The following is a 15,438-nucleotide window of genomic DNA, read 5'->3' on the forward strand; positions in this document are numbered from 1 at the left end:
AACTATGAATAATAACGCAGTAATCAGTAATAACGCACATCAGGATAATTTTTTTGGTGAACTGCAACGTACCCGTTTTCATTACCATACTTCATTTCCTGATACAACCGGAGTTCCTGCAGGCTGGATCATTGATTATAAGGGGCAGCTGCATCAATGGAACGGAACCGATTGGATTAACCTGGCTCAGAATTATGTACATCCTGATTATCCACTCACTAATAATCCATTTCAGACAGATCAGACAAGCGGGCTTCTTTTGCTAAGCCAGATCTTAACCAATAGTTCAGGGCATGTTATTAAAGTCGCAGGCCGAAATCTTACCAATGCAGATATTGTTTCTATTTTCCTGAATGACGCTACTCAGTCAGGAACCTATACATGGTCATCCAATAAGATTAAAACTTATATTGAAAATTTAGTAGGACAAAGCCTTACAGGAGCGTTGATTTATCAGCCTGGAGGTTATATTCCTTCTGCGACTGAAGGTTCAATGACGACTCCATCACCTGTTACATCAGCTGCCATTAAAACAGGAATGGTGTGGGTGATTACAGCAAACGGCTGGGTGGGCAATGAACCCGTTTCTGTGGGTGACCATCTTATTGCCAATACCGATGATGCTTCCAATGCACCTAAAAATTATCAGATTATAGAAAAAGGTATTCCTGATATTGTAGATGCTACCGATGCGGTGAAAGGACTGATTCAAATTGCGACAGATGCTGAAGCTATTGCCGGAGTCAATACTGTTAAAGCAATGACTCCAAGATCTACGAAAGCTGTTCTGGATGCAAAAATTAAATCCCAGACATGGCAGATCGGAGACGGCTCTTCCGTTAGTTTTCCTATTAGCCATGGCTGGAATACCCTGAATGTTGATTATATCTGTTACCGCAATACTGATAACAGAAAAATAAATGTAAGCTGTGTGACTACATCAGCAAATGATGTACAAATAGATGTTTTAGCACCTCTTACCCCGAATGAATATAGAATTACTTTAACTGCAAGACTAGACTAATGATTGCTCCTGAATATTTTAACAATCACATCGCTGTAGAAGGCGAAATAATTGTGAAAAGTGTTCCAAACGATGCAGGTTCTGTAATGGTTTGGAATTCTGTAACGAAAAAAATCAGCACCAGAACCCATGCGGAAATAGTTTCTGATTTAAATTTAGTAACAACGAATACGTATCAGGATATACCGGTAAGAAAAGCCTTCTCAGGAGCTACAGGTAATGCTTATAATTCAGTGGCTTTAGAATTGAGAGGTAATGGTGCATCTGATACAATTTACCCCGCAATTTCTTTTCATCAGCCGGGTCTTTATGCCGGTACATTACAATATAGGGCCAACGGTTATCACTTTATGAATATCAATGGCAATGCTTTTGATTACGTGAGATCGGCCGGGTATTATAAAGACGGGTCAAATGATGAAAGATTCCTTACGGGAGGCGGAGGAGATTATGATTCCCGAAAAAAAGAAGACTCCTGGTATCATTCCGGAAGAAACTTTCCACAAGGTACATTGATTGAAACTGATGTAGATTATTCTTTAGACTATGGAGACCAGTTTCTTTTAGAGATTAAAGGTAATATGTACGGAACTGATCAGCCTTTAGATTGTAAGATCCAGGGCTATATCTATAATGGTACTATTATTTCTCATAGTGGCTATTCCACATTGTATTACTGGAATGCGATTACTGCATTAAATTTAAACGGTAAACTTTGTTTTTGGTTTACTCAATTATCTTACTGGCAGGGGTTTGATGTAAAATTTACTGCTGGCTATGGAGGTTTAGACCAGGGTAGAAACAGAGTTACTTCAGTATCGGATCATCCGGATCCGGGAGGTACAAAAAGGGTTCAGATCAATCTTAAACATTTACTTACCAAAGAAGAGTTAGTTTCTGGTAATACATTTTGGGAGAAGAAAGATACAGGCGGCTATTGGGTATTAGATTCAGACAGACCTATAGCGGGTTTAAACGGTAATAGTTCTCAGGTTATCTTATCTGGTGGTTTATTGGCTTCTTCTGCTTATACTGACTCACAGTTTATTCCTGCAAATGGAATACATTCAAGAGGCTTTGTTCAGACAGATGAAGGTTTTCAAAACAGATTCTACAAAGTAGATGAAAGAAACAGAATCTGGTCATTTGCTAATGCTGATAGTTATGGACTTTCCTATTATCAGGGAAGTGCCAATAGCCTGAATGAAGGTATAGGTTTCCATTTTGGAGATGCAGACCATCCTACTCATTTTCTGGGACGGTCAGGTCAGATTTACTCTAAGCAAGGTATTTATTCCACTTCATTTACTACAGGAAATAACCAGGTTTTAAATTATGGTAATCCATCTACATTATATATAGGAAACCCTACTATTAATGCTATTATAGAATCTAATAACAATGATATAATACACTATAAGAATGGAGTAAATGGTGTAGTTTGGGATTCTCATAATTTAGATCCGTCAACTTTTGTTAAGTCATCAACTTTAAATAATTATGTTCCCTATAATGGTGCAACACAAGATGTTAATCTTGGGGCAAAGGATTTAGAATTTGATGGTGGGGGATCTATAAATAAACACCAAAATAATGTAAGAATATTTAATAAAGTTTATCAGGGCTATTATGATGTTGGAGGACATACAGGTATTTTAGCTATTAAAATGCCGCAAGCTTCACCAGATCAGGCTATGTTCAGTATTGATATCAATATTTATGGATATGAAAGTCAATACTTAGGTAAAGTGAATGTTGCTTTCTATAAATATGTATCAGGGACTATGGTCTCTAATGGTTCAAAAGCTATATGGGAAGTAACAGATAATTTTCCTACAACTACCGCCAGAATCGGAATTGGAACTGATGGATATCTCAGTATTTTATTAGGAGAGCCAAGTACATTTTGGAATGGGTACTTTTCATTTGAAGTAGCTAAAGTAGAAGTTAAATATGGAAACTATAATCTGGATTGGAATCTGGGATGGTCTCATGCGATAGAATCTAACTTTGACTTATATCCTGCCAATATCATTGTTTTGCCTTCTGATGTAGTGGCTACAAGAAGTTGGCTAACTAATTTTGCAGATAGCAGCTATATCCCTAAAGCAGTACAATATAATGATGACTTCAACAGTCTTGGAGGTTATGCCAATTCTGGAATTTACAGAGCCAACAATAATGCAGGAGGGGTTCAGCATTTATATAGTCCTATGCTGCACATGGGTGCTCAGGATACTACAGCACAGTTGCAGATAAAATATAATGATGGTAATGCAGACGCGGGAGAATTAGTCTATAGAAGCGGGCATAATGGAAATTGGACACTATGGAGAAGAGCCTGGGATAATGTAAATTTCAAACCGAGTGATTACCAGACAAGAAATACGGATGAAATTGTATCGGCCGCAAAAACTTATTATAACAGAATACCTTTCAAACTAAAAAATAGTTCATATAAATCCTGGTCCATTCAGAAACCTACCAATAACAATTTAATATTGGCACCTTCTGTTACAAATAATGCAGAAGATTGGGATTTAAATAATGGTATAGAATTCACTGATGCTGGTCAGGTTTCATCAAAAGGTTTCAACAAAGTTGGGTATAATGATAACTATATCTTAACAGCAGGCGGAGGCCAGAGATTAGCCTCAGATTTTGTATCATCTTCAGACTTAGGAAACTATCTCAGAAAAGATGGCGGTACTATGACAGGTGCTTTTAATATAGAGACACCAGCTATGTTAGGTAGGTGGAAAAGTACGGCACAAACAGGGAATTATCTGACCTGGCAAAAATATGACGGAGCTAAAGATATAGCTTATATCGGAGCTGATGGAAATTCTGCCTTATGGGGCGGAACAGGAGATAGTTTTGTAGTTCGTGCTGCAAATGGCGGTGATTTATTATTGAGTTCAGATAGTGGTGTTGTTAAAATTCAGGGAGGTATTCCGTGGACTACCAACAATTTAAATCCCGGAGAATACCTGACGAAAAGAGGGAATCATCAGGATGCAACTGCAGTGAAAACTGATTATCCTTTAAGCGTTACAGATTGGGCTACAGGTACCGGATTCCCATCTACTTATGGTAACTCTTTACACATTGCAGGAACTAATACATGGTATCATAGAATAGATTTTCCTTTATTCAGCAATCACTTAGAGTATTGGCAGGCTGTTAATTCAACAACCATGACGAAAAAAGGGAATATTCCTTTGCTATCAGATGGAGAAACGCTTTGGACTAATAATAATTTTAATCCTGATGCTAAAGTTAATTCCGCCGAAAATGCTCAAACACTAGGATTCTCAAATGGTTTATCAGCAGGTGCGCCTTACATTTACCATAGAACAGATGGTTATGTATTTTTAGCAACACAAAGTTGGACAAACAGCAAGTTTGTTAATGTCGATGGCCAACAGGATATTACCGGACTTAAGATTATTAAAGGGAGAGGAAAAAATACAGGTACAGGCTGGGGCAACACCAGTGCATCTGCCGAGTATTCTTTCTTGGTAGAAACTGAAAGTGGTCCAAATACTGATAATCAGTATACAGCTTCCATCGGGTTTTCATCTAATAGCGGAACACAAGCCGGTATATATGTAAGAAGTAATGACGGAAATGGTACATCTATGGCTTTTGCAACTACTAATTCGTTTGCAGCAGGGCCTCAGATAGCGATGACTATTGATAATTATGGTGCCGTTGATCATGTAAGATCAAGACCAACATTTCAGGGAAATACAATTTGGGATACCGGTAATCTTACCCCTACGATGATCAGTAATTGGAACGATAAGTTTAAAGAATTAAAATATGTTGCTGATTTAAATTTAGTTTCTGAATCTGGAATTTACAGACAGGAAGCCCCGTCTTCCGGGTTTAATTATACCACTACTTTAAATCTGAATTCAGCTGATGGCAGACAACAGTTAACCATCGACAGAACAGGCGGCGGTATGAAATTCAGAGGAAGTTATGCAGGGGCTGGAGATACAGGATGGCAGCCTTGGAGAACTGTCTGGAGTGATTTGAATTTCTCACAAAGCAATATTGACAGCTGGAATTATATGTCCAACAATGGCATTATTGTCAACCAACAATTTACTAATCAGACAGGTAACGGATTAATGGTTGTTGATAATTACAATGGTGGAGAATCCGGTATATATAATGAAAAAGATAAATTCTATTTAGCGGTATTAAAAGATGAATATTACAAATATTCAAGCAGTTATAAGGGCTGGGAAGGTATTAATTTCAATAGAGGAAACCAGAATATTGGTATAGGTACAAAAGCTAATGATTCACATAAAGTAAATATTGCAGGATCACTAAATGTTTCAGACTCCGTAAATGTTGGGGGCTCAGTACAAGTTTCGGATTCAGTAGATGTTGCTGGTAGAGTATATGTTGGGGACTCGGTAAAGGCTATTAATAACTTTAAATCCGAAAATGAAGATCCTAATACTTTATTTATTCCGGACGGAAGTTTATCACGTCTTGATGATGAGATTACCAATGAAAAATCCAGAATGAGATTATCTCATGGCATGATTGAACAGCAGCCGGGAACTCAATATTATGATTCTGATAATAGAATGCTGGTCATCAGATGTGTATATGGTGAGCATTTTATATTAGGAAAATGTTTCCGAGGTCAAAGAATATTGGTGTTAAATGCTAGTGATAATTGGCAAGGATTTGACATAGAAAGTGCAGGGTATTCATACAAAATACCACCATATAGCTCTATCCAGTTATTTGTCTGGGATGAAAAGACAGTTTATAAATATGCAGAAAATAAGATGTATTAAAACTGAAAAATTCAGAAACAAAAGAATATATAACTTATATAAAATGGCGTCACTTTGTCCTAAGTGGCGTCATTTGACTGCTTGTGAGCAGAACGGATTACCCTAAACTACGTTTATGGAGAATCCTGATGCTTTTAAGAATAAATAGTTATCGGGGCAATTAAAAAAATTAGTGAACAAGCGCCCATATTAAAACACCAATTCCGGCATACACAGTAACCGTAATGATATCAGCTATGGGTTGCGAAAAACGTTTTTCTGCAATTTTCTCACTGTTGATCTGGTTCTTATGAAATTTCAGAATTTTTTTAGGATTATAAACAGCGTGTGCAACCAGACTGTCGCTTTCCCATCTGTCAACTATTATTTTATAGCTCTTTCCGTCAACGTCAATCTTAACATTTTTGTTAGGGGCAAGTTTCTCCTGAATACTAACCTGAACAGGTGGTTGAGCTGCTGCATTTTGTAGCTGAGTAGAAGCCTTACCTGCAGATTCAGCAGTCTTTTTAGGGTCCTGTTTATTGTTGGCCGCTGGATCCGGCTGTTTTTTTACCTGATAAGTATAACAGCTGGTAAGGAAAAATGATATAAGGATGAGATAAAGATACTTTTGCATTGGCCAAATTTAAGAATTAAACGGAATATTTGGCATTTTCTTTTAAAAGATCCTGTTTTTATAAAAATGATATCTCCAAATGCAGAGTCAGACAAATGATTCGGTTCGTTTGAGTTTGCTGAATTGTAAGTTTACTGCAACTACAGAATGGAGAGGCTGAAAAACTTTCACAGGAGCTTTAAAAACAAGAATTTTGAACACGGTAATTACAAACGGTATCGTTCCGTTTCAAAAAATGAAGTTTATTGCAGCTACAGAATAGGAAGGTCAAAAAACTTTGAAAAGAGGATAAGAAAAATGAAATTTGAACTCCGATAACATTGACAAAAAGTATAGTTTTCCTGATGCCTGTAGATAAGTAATCCGTTAATTGACAAGATGATAAAAGAGTGAATTAAAATCACTCAAAAAAAATAGAATTTCATTCAGAGCAATCGGCCTATAAAATAATTTAGGTTCCGCAGTTGTCAATTCTATCAAAACTAATTTTCAATAATCAAAAATGAGTACACCATTACATATAATTTTCAGTTGGTTTGAAAAAGGTGATATTCCTACAGAATATCAATTTAAGCAGACCTTTTCATCATTCCGTCATTTAGATGAAAAAATCAAAATGGACGAGGTGATGGGTTTACAGGAAGCTTTTCAGGGAACACTGTCTACCACCACTTTTACAAATCACCTGGCAGATGAAAATGCACATGTTTCAGCGCTGGCAAAACTGAATGCATCCAATCTTACAGATGCCAACGTAGATGAATGGAAAGAAAAGTTAAAAATCAAATTAGCCGCTACCATAGATGGAGGAGGGGAGATTGGAAATGTCTATACAAAAGAACAGATCGGGGAAATTGTAAATGCAATTCAGACAAAGGATAATGAAATGCTTGAGCATATTGCCAGAATTAATGAAATACTGCTCTCTAATGACGCCAATCTTGATGAACTTCAGGAAATCGTAGACTATATCAAAGAAAACCGGCAGCAGATAGAACTGCTTAAAGAGGATATTATCAGAAATATCTCAGATGATAAAATTAACCTTGCCGGCATTTATTCAAACTGGGGTGCAGTCACCTATCAAAATCAGTTTAATGATTTGGTGTATGCTAAAATTAAAAGTATCGAAGATGCAGCCAGTTCCGAAAAAATTAAACATGAAGAGAGAGTGAGGGGAGACTCCAGGATAAAACATGATCTTGATACTTTAAGCTTTGTGATTGATGCTTACGACACCGTCACAATGTTTACAATACCCATTAAGGTAAGAAGAATAGACACCAATACTATTGAAGTGCTGTTTGACTCATTACCACCAAATATAATTCAGTTAACAATTAAAAAAATATAATTATGGACATTAAATACGCTTATTACCGAAGTTCTGTAGGGTATAAAATAGAAGGGAAAACAGACAATGATATTGTAACCGCAGGAGGCGGTACAAGGGCAATCAATTCTTTTTGGCATGATGGAAATTTAAATCCGTTAGATTATGTGCCCAAAACACGTACTTTAACAATTAACGGTACAGCCTATGATTTGTCAGCAAACAGATCATTTACAACGCCAGATACCATTACCCGTCTGAAAGGTGGGGCATCCGGTACTTTGGTCTCTGGTGATGTTACTCTTGCAGCAGGGGCTAATATGGCGGTTAACCAGACCGGAAATACAATCACATTAGCGTCTACAGATACTACCTACACCGCAGGTAATGGTTTGACATTGGCAGGAACTACATTTTCTTTACCCGTTACTACTTCAGGTACAGGGAATGTGGTTACGGGAGTTAGCCAGACAACCAATGGAATAACGGTAAATCTGGGTTCTGTGCCTACTTCATCAGATTTAGCTAATTATATTCCGTTATCACAAAAAGGTACTGCGAATGGGGTTGCTGCACTGGATGCATCAGGACTGGTGCCTGCATCCCAATTGCCATCTTACGTGGATGATGTTCTGGAGGGATATTATAAAACAGCTGACGGGAAGTTTTACAAAGAAGCGGGTTATACTACTCTTATCACCGGTGAGACAGGTAAAATTTACGTATCCCTTGATACCAATAAAACCTACCGATGGACGGGAACTACGTTCGTTTACATCACTTCCGGAGCCGTAGACTCTGTAAACGGATTAACGGGTGTGGTAGTCTTAAACAAATCTCATGTAGGATTAGCTAATGCCGAAAATACGGCAGATGCAGCAAAAAATGTACTTTCCGCTACAAAATGGACTACACCAAGAACGATTACGCTTTCCGGAGTTACTGCAACAGCACAAACTATTGACGGTTCAGGAAATGTAGCAGTACCTGTTACTGCTGTTCCTGCAACATTATTAACAGGCACTGCAGCAATCAATACAACGGGATCAGCTGCGAAACTGACAACGCCAAGAACAATTTCTGCTTCAGGTGATGCTACGTGGACCACAACCTTTGACGGTTCTGCAAACGTTACCTCAGGGTTGACATTAGCTGCAACAGGAGTAACTGCCGGAACTTATGATGAGGTTACCGTTGATGCCAAAGGTAGAGTTACCGCTGGAAATAATACTGTAAAATCATACACTACTGCTATTTCCGGATCTTCAGGTGTGGTACACAACTTAGGGACCAGAAATGTTGATGTTGCAATGTATGATACGGTAACGCTTTACAAAATAGATGGCAGAATAAAATTAACAGATCCGAATAAAATAGATGTTGAATTTGATTCTGCTTTGCCTAATACTGTATCCATAACAGTAACTCGTAAAGATATTTAACATGGATGTAAAATACGCATATTATAACACTTCTAAAGGCTATAAAGTAACGGGCGGTACAGCTGCCCAGTTTTTAAAAGCAGATGGTTCTCTGGATAATAATTCCTATGTTAATAGATCAGGAGACCTGATGAGCGGTACCCTTACGTTTAATCATGCTACCAACAGTACCATAAAAAAAGATTTATCTACGGTAACGGCAGCAACAGGTTTTTCAAGAGATATTTTACAATTAGCAGGTTCTAATGGCGTAGTGGATACTGTTGCATGGTTTGGAGCAGTAGACGCGGATGGGACTGTAAAGATGTCGTATGGTTATTTCGGTGCAACAGCTTACAATGCTACTAAAGCGCTTCTTTGGACATCGGATCAGAGAATAGGAATTGGATTAAACGGATCATCATTACCATTGGACGGATATAGGCTTCATGTTTCCGGAAATACTTATACATCCGGAAATATAGGAGTTGCGGGAGATATTAACAGTACAGCGGGTGAACTTGTGGTTCAAAGACAAGGAGTAAACAGAATCAGAACAGGGTCTGCATTTACATTAATTTCAGGGGATGGAGCTTCGGGAATTGTTTATTTGAGACCCCAGGGAGATTCAACAAGCGCTGGCCAGGTAGTTATCAATGCTAATAATACTCAGTTTGTAGATGCTTATAATTTGTTGTTTGGCAGTCAAACGGCGGCAGGATCAGCTATTTTCCATACTAATCTGGCGAATACAACACATGGTTATGGGTTGTGGTTAGGCCACAATTTACAATTTAATGGTACTGATTTTATTCAGCCAAGGGGATCATTAAATTCATGGGGACTTACCGTGAATAACCATAAAAATTTTTCATTTAATTATGGAAGTGCTACAGGTACAAACGGAAATATTCCTGCATTAACTGAAGTTGTAAAAATTAATAATACAGGTAGAATTACAACCCTGAATGATGGAACTTCTGCTGACTGGATATCAGCATACAATACAGGTTTTCTTTACAAGGGTGTTTTAGGTCCTACAGTAGATTTAAATAGCATTACTTCTACAGGATGGTGGGTTCAGACAGGAAATGCCAACGCAACTTCTGCCAATAATTACCCCGCCGCATTAGCAGGACAATTAAGAGTTTATTATACTTCAACCCATATAGTACAGGAGTATACTACTTATGCTAATAACAATGATGTTTATAGGAGATATTATTTTAGCGGAACCTGGTATCCCTGGACAAAAGATTGGGATTCCAATGATTTTTCTGCGGCCAATATAAACAACTGGAATACCGCATTTAATTGGGGGAATCATGCCAATGCAGGATATCTTTCGAATGCTGTATTATCTAATTACTACACAAAAAGTGAATCTTTAGATGTATTCATTAGAAAAAATGGAGTTGAAACAATAAGTGATACAAAGACATTTACCCATAGTCCTGTTATTCCTAATGGAACGTTAGGAACACACGCTGTAAACATGAACCAAATTGCATTAAGTGCTACTCCTGAAAATGAAGGAGGGCAGCAATTAACTATCAGCGGTAATAATTCTGTTAGTCTTACCAACTTTTTTGTAACATCAAAGGATGGATCAAGAAATGCAGATGATATTGCACCCAATTCTACACCTAAAAGAGTAAGATTTGATTTTGCTAAATCTAACAGCGCAGGACTGGGAGCCTCTGGAAATTATGCAGGGATTATGACCTATGCTCCCTGGGATGGTACTACTGCTTCTACAGGTGATTCGTCCTACCAGTTAGCATTTGCCAATCAGACTGGCATTAATGGTTCCGGCGTTCCGATGTTGAAAATTAGAAAAGGAATTGATGGAAATTGGACTACTTCCTGGTATAAATTCTGGACAGAGGCAGATTTTACTGAAACAAATATTCAGCAATGGAATTATATGGCTCAGTACGGATTACAGCTGAATTCGGACTTCACAGTAAATACCGGATCAGGTTTAATGATTTCAGATAACCATCTGAATAGTGCTGAGTCAGGTATTGTAGATGTTCATCAGAAAAGATTGTTAGCAGCGAAACGAAACGAATATTATTCTTATGGTTCTGAGTATAACGGGTTGGGAGGTTTGAATTTTCATATGGAGTCCAGTCGCTTCGGAATGGGAAGAGACGCCAATGATAGCGATAAGTTAGCTGTAAAAGGTTCCATAAAAGCCAGTGGAAACTTTAAATCTGAGGATGAAAACCCGGATACAATGTTTATTCCTAATGGGAGAACAGCTTCTCTCAAAGATGAAATTGTTAATGATCAGTCTGATCCTAATGATTATGCCGTTAGATTAGATCCACACGAATATGAGTTCTCTTCCAGTAATCTTAGTATAGATGATAGAAACAGGCTTATCCATGTTATTGGAGAACAGATCAAAATGGTAGTGAATTTCAAAGAAATCTATCCAAAACAGCAGATCGTTATTTATAACTTTGACTATGGCGGAGGTACGATGGGAGTTGATGTATATGGCAAAAGAATTTATAATATCAGCCCGGGCTGTTTCCTTAGATTATATGTAACAAAATCAAAAAGAGTGATTGCAGAACAGGAACAGAACTGTAAGTTTATCTGGTAAGAAAAACAGAATATATATTTCAGGATAGAAATTGAAAAAATATCGCTACTTGTTTAAAGTGGCGATATTTTTTTGTGATCCTGCTGTTATGTGCTGTTTATTTTTAGTTTACATGTATGTCATTGTACAAGTTATCCACTACTTTTTCTAAAATTTCTCCAGTTTCATTAAAGCTGGTGTTTGTTAATATGGATATTCCTATATTTTGTTTAGGATAAATTACAAACCAATTCTGCATTCCGTATATCCCTCCGTGGTGTCTATATATTAATTGATGGTCATTTTCTATAATGTACCAATGATAACCTTCCCAAAAATCAGAACCTTCTTTATATAATTTTGTATGAGATTCTTTGACAATAGGATTTGATGGGTCAAGTTGCAGTTTCATATATTTCACCAAATCTGTAGTCGTAGAGTGCAGTCCTGAAATTCCACCCCATAAAGTTCTGTTGAAGTTGGGCATTAGCTCGTTTTTATCGTTATAGCCTTTTACCAGTCTTGTTCTGTCATTTTCAGTGAGTGTAAACTTAGTTTGGTTCATTGTATTGGGTTTCAAAATAAATTCAGTGACCAATTCCTCAAACGGTTTCTGATATACTTTTTCAAGGATATAGGCGGTCAGCTCCGGAGCCGTATTTGAATAGGAATAGATTTCTCCAGGCTTCGTTTCAATGTTGATGAGTCTTAATCCTTCAAGAAAAGCCTTTTTGTTTTCACTTTTTATAGGGAAATTGGGAAATCCACTGGTATGGGTGATGAGGTGTTTGATTCTTATAGGTTCACCTTTAAATGCTAAATTAGGATAAGGTTCGTCAAAATAGATTCTGATATCATCCTCTAGATTTACTTTTTTATCAAGCACAGCTTTAGCGGCTATATAACCTGTAAAAGTTTTGGTTACAGAAGCTAATTCATAAAGGGTAGAATCGTTGGGTTTGTTTCCTTTTCCAATCGTTAATTCTCCAAAATGTTTTGTCGTTGATTTTCCATCTTTAAGCACAGCAATAGAAACAGAATGAAATCTTTTGTCCTCTAATAACTGAAGAGCATTTTTTGTAATCGCATTTTCAACATTTTGTTGATGGGTTGTGTGAACACTTTTACAGCCAAGTAAGGCAAAAAATAAAATAAGGGTTACATATTTCATGGTCAGAATTTTAATTTGACATTCATAATCTGATGCAAATATGCTGTAGAGAATCTTGAAAAAAGTCCGTATAAAAAAGTCGGACTCATTTTCATGAATAAAATGAGTCCGATTATTTACAATTCAAAGTTTTATTTTTTACAATTGACTAATTATCAACTGTTTCTGAATGCGGTTGGCGTTTGGTTCGTATATTTTTTAAAAGAGGTGTGAAAAGAAGATTTTGAATTGAAGCCTACTTCATACAAGATTTCCAGCACCGTATATTCTTTTTTTGTGGGATCTTTCAGCATAGTCATTGCTTTTTTAACGCGGTATTCATTCACAAAGTCAAAAAAGTGTTGATTGAGGTGATGGTTAATTAATACAGACAGCTCCCGAACAGGAATATTCACCTGATCTGCCAATTCCTGAATCGTTAATGAAGGCTCCAGGAAAGGTTCTTTTTCAACCATGAATTTTCTAAGCTGCTCGATCTGAGAATTTTTTGTTTTGTCGGTTTTATTTTCAGTTTCCTGAGTTTTCGTAAAATCTTCTGTCAATTGTAGAGTAGAATCAACCCTGCGAAAAAGCTCAGGATAATGTAATGCCTTTAAGATAAACCAACAGGCAGCCAATAAAAAGGAAGTTCCTGCTAAAATATGCAACCAAATAAACAGATCGTTGTATGCTGTATATCGTATGATATTTTTAAAAATAATACATACATGGATAAATAGGAAAATCAGGGTAAGCTGAAACAGCCATTGGTATAATAAAGTGTTGGGATTCGTGTAGTTTTCAAGATAAATCTTCTTATATTTTTTAAGCACAATGAATACGGCAACGATATAAAAGAAAAACTGCAGTTCCCCGATGAGTTGATACACAAACATTTCAGGGGATTGCCACATCGTTGTAAAGAAGTCCTCTTTAGCAGCACCTTCTGCCAGATAAAGTCTTGGAACTAAAATTAAGTTGGCCACAATGAAAGGAATAAGATGCAGTAAATGCTTTCTTTTTAAGGTGAAATCAGAATAACAAACGGCATTCACATACAGATAGAAAAGAGGCATTACCAATAAGTAAGCAGATATTTTGAACGCTTTCAGATTATAACTCTCCACAAAAAGGTGCATGAAAATTCCGCTGATATCAATGGCATTAATGATAAGGAACGCTGCAAATAATCTGTTTTCCAGTTTTCTTTCTGTTTTTACCGTTAACAAAAACACGGAAAGCAGCAGCGATGCAAAAACAGCAATTGCAGCAATAACTTCCAGAAAACTTAATTTGTCCATTAGTTTTTTTACAAAAATAGGATTTAAGTCATAAAGAGAAATGATTGTGAATCATCATTTTTCAAATATTATGGTATGGTGTGCAATCTCCCGACTTTGAGCTGGTAAATAATCATTTCCTTTAAACCTGCTTCAATGTCAGGAGACTTCGGAGAGTAAGGTAATCTACGGTACTGTTAATGTAAAATACTTGAAACATATCATCAAGATTATAATACTCTTACCTCCATATAGGTTAGAACAATGATGAATATGATCAATAATGTTTTACATTATTAAAAAATCTACTTTATGACAAATTGTTTTTTCCACTTTGCAATGGTATTTCTACTCATATTAAAATGAAGAGCTAATTGAGAATTATTTAATTTATGCCTCTTTTGATAATCCAGTATTTTTAAAATAGTATGTTTATTGTAGGATCGTAGTTTCTGATTCAAATTTTGTACAGATCCGCTTTGATCTCCAAATATCAGGTTATTAATTTTGATGACGTCTAATACTGTAAACTCATCTTTTAACAAGAAAGAATCATATTCTTGCATTTTTTCTGGAAATTTTTTCATTATAAGATCTTTGTATATTTTTTGATAATTTACCGATACAGCTTTTTTCATAATGAGCAATTAAGATAATTTTATAGTGTAAAATATTTATGAATCAACTACTGAATTTAATGATCCATTTATTAAGGGTTGATTTTGGAATACCATATTCATGTATTATTTGGAGTTTGGTTTTTTCGCCTGTATATACCATTTCCAATATAAAATCAATGATTTCCTTTGTATAAATGTTTTTACGGAACTGTGGAATGGCAGAATTTCTTTTTCCCTGAGATTTATTGTTTTGAGCTGAAGCCGGAGGCGCATATAATATCAAATGCTGGGTATAAATTCTAAAGAAATCGTACTCAAGCAATTTACACCATCTTAAAAGAACTTCTGTATCCATACTTTTCATCAAGTACATCTTTTTAATATCTTGTTCTGATTGTTTCATGAAATTGCATATTCTATGAATATCTATAGATGACTCATTAACAGATTTGAGAATTAGAGCGCCAATACTTATATTTTTGAAATCCATTTTATCTTAACTATATTTTGTTATTTATTTCATATAATTGATCCAACAGCTTTTCAGTCTGAATAGTACCTGGATAATATAA

At 36.3% G+C, this 15,438-nt stretch carries 10 protein-coding genes; 5 read left to right on the plus strand and 5 right to left on the minus strand.

Annotation, left to right across the window (positions count from 1 at the left end):
* Positions 1–4 precede the first annotated feature (4 nt).
* Both SFA27_RS08010 and SFA27_RS08015 read left to right on the plus strand, forming a co-directional pair.
* Positions 5–1,024 (plus strand): hypothetical protein, encoded by a 1,020-nt coding sequence (locus SFA27_RS08010; RefSeq protein WP_407297516.1) that lies wholly within the window; start codon positions 5–7, stop codon positions 1,022–1,024.
* Complete coding sequence (locus tag SFA27_RS08015; protein ID WP_407297518.1) at positions 1,024–5,850, plus strand: hypothetical protein; 4,827 nt, start codon at positions 1,024–1,026, stop codon at positions 5,848–5,850. Before SFA27_RS08010 ends, SFA27_RS08015 begins: the two co-directional genes overlap by 1 nt.
* Positions 5,851–6,019: 169 nt before the next feature.
* On the opposite strand, the gene SFA27_RS08020 is transcribed toward SFA27_RS08015, so the two are convergent.
* Positions 6,020–6,466: a hypothetical protein gene (locus SFA27_RS08020; RefSeq protein WP_407297520.1), complete on the minus strand. Its 447-nt coding sequence runs from the start codon at positions 6,464–6,466 to the stop codon at positions 6,020–6,022.
* 502 nt (positions 6,467–6,968) lie between these two features.
* Here SFA27_RS08020 and SFA27_RS08025 point away from each other — a divergent pair.
* Genes SFA27_RS08025 through SFA27_RS08035 form a run of 3 tightly spaced genes read left to right on the plus strand, consistent with a single transcriptional unit; the run spans position 6,969 to position 11,837 of the window.
* Positions 6,969–7,820, plus strand: a complete 852-nt coding sequence (locus SFA27_RS08025) for a hypothetical protein (protein WP_407297522.1) — start codon at positions 6,969–6,971, stop codon at positions 7,818–7,820.
* Between the two features lie 2 nt (positions 7,821–7,822).
* Positions 7,823–9,241 (plus strand): hypothetical protein, encoded by a 1,419-nt coding sequence (locus tag SFA27_RS08030; protein ID WP_407297524.1) that lies wholly within the window; start codon positions 7,823–7,825, stop codon positions 9,239–9,241.
* Between the two features lies 1 nt (position 9,242).
* Positions 9,243–11,837 carry a pyocin knob domain-containing protein gene (locus SFA27_RS08035; RefSeq protein WP_407297526.1) on the plus strand — a complete coding sequence of 865 codons (2,595 nt, stop codon included), beginning with the start codon at positions 9,243–9,245 and terminating at the stop codon, positions 11,835–11,837.
* Between the two features lie 103 nt (positions 11,838–11,940).
* On the opposite strand, the gene SFA27_RS08040 is transcribed toward SFA27_RS08035, so the two are convergent.
* From SFA27_RS08040 to SFA27_RS08055, 4 genes are all read right to left on the minus strand, one after another.
* Positions 11,941–12,987: a serine hydrolase domain-containing protein gene (locus tag SFA27_RS08040; RefSeq protein WP_407297528.1), complete on the minus strand. Its 1,047-nt coding sequence runs from the start codon at positions 12,985–12,987 to the stop codon at positions 11,941–11,943.
* 155 nt (positions 12,988–13,142) lie between these two features.
* Complete coding sequence (locus SFA27_RS08045) at positions 13,143–14,267, minus strand: helix-turn-helix domain-containing protein (protein ID WP_407297530.1); 1,125 nt, start codon at positions 14,265–14,267, stop codon at positions 13,143–13,145.
* Between the two features lie 284 nt (positions 14,268–14,551).
* On the minus strand, positions 14,552–14,884 hold the full coding sequence (locus SFA27_RS08050) for a helix-turn-helix domain-containing protein (protein WP_407297532.1): 333 nt from the start codon (positions 14,882–14,884) through the stop codon (positions 14,552–14,554).
* A 43-nt stretch (positions 14,885–14,927) separates the two neighbouring features.
* Positions 14,928–15,269, minus strand: a complete 342-nt coding sequence (locus SFA27_RS08055) for a hypothetical protein (protein ID WP_407297534.1) — start codon at positions 15,267–15,269, stop codon at positions 14,928–14,930.
* Positions 15,270–15,438 lie beyond the last annotated feature (169 nt).

It is taken from the genome of Chryseobacterium sp. HR92 (genome assembly GCF_045689405.1).
Classification (GTDB): domain Bacteria; phylum Bacteroidota; class Bacteroidia; order Flavobacteriales; family Weeksellaceae; genus Chryseobacterium; species Chryseobacterium viscerum_A.

Bases quoted from the DNA above. Each gene is read 5' to 3' on its own strand.
- SFA27_RS08020 (WP_407297520.1), bottom strand. From the start codon at position 6,466: ATGCAAAAGTATCTTTATCTCATCCTTATATCATTTTTCCTTACCAGC.
- SFA27_RS08035 (WP_407297526.1), top strand. From the start codon at position 9,243: ATGGATGTAAAATACGCATATTATAACACTTCTAAAGGCTATAAAGTA.
- SFA27_RS08050 (WP_407297532.1), bottom strand. From the start codon at position 14,884: ATGAAAAAAGCTGTATCGGTAAATTATCAAAAAATATACAAAGATCTT.
- SFA27_RS08025 (WP_407297522.1), top strand. From the start codon at position 6,969: ATGAGTACACCATTACATATAATTTTCAGTTGGTTTGAAAAAGGTGAT.
- SFA27_RS08015 (WP_407297518.1), top strand. From the start codon at position 1,024: ATGATTGCTCCTGAATATTTTAACAATCACATCGCTGTAGAAGGCGAA.
- SFA27_RS08055 (WP_407297534.1), bottom strand. From the start codon at position 15,269: ATGAAACAATCAGAACAAGATATTAAAAAGATGTACTTGATGAAAAGT.
- SFA27_RS08030 (WP_407297524.1), top strand. From the start codon at position 7,823: ATGGACATTAAATACGCTTATTACCGAAGTTCTGTAGGGTATAAAATA.
- SFA27_RS08045 (WP_407297530.1), bottom strand. From the start codon at position 14,267: ATGGACAAATTAAGTTTTCTGGAAGTTATTGCTGCAATTGCTGTTTTT.
- SFA27_RS08010 (WP_407297516.1), top strand. From the start codon at position 5: ATGAATAATAACGCAGTAATCAGTAATAACGCACATCAGGATAATTTT.
- SFA27_RS08040 (WP_407297528.1), bottom strand. From the start codon at position 12,987: ATGAAATATGTAACCCTTATTTTATTTTTTGCCTTACTTGGCTGTAAA.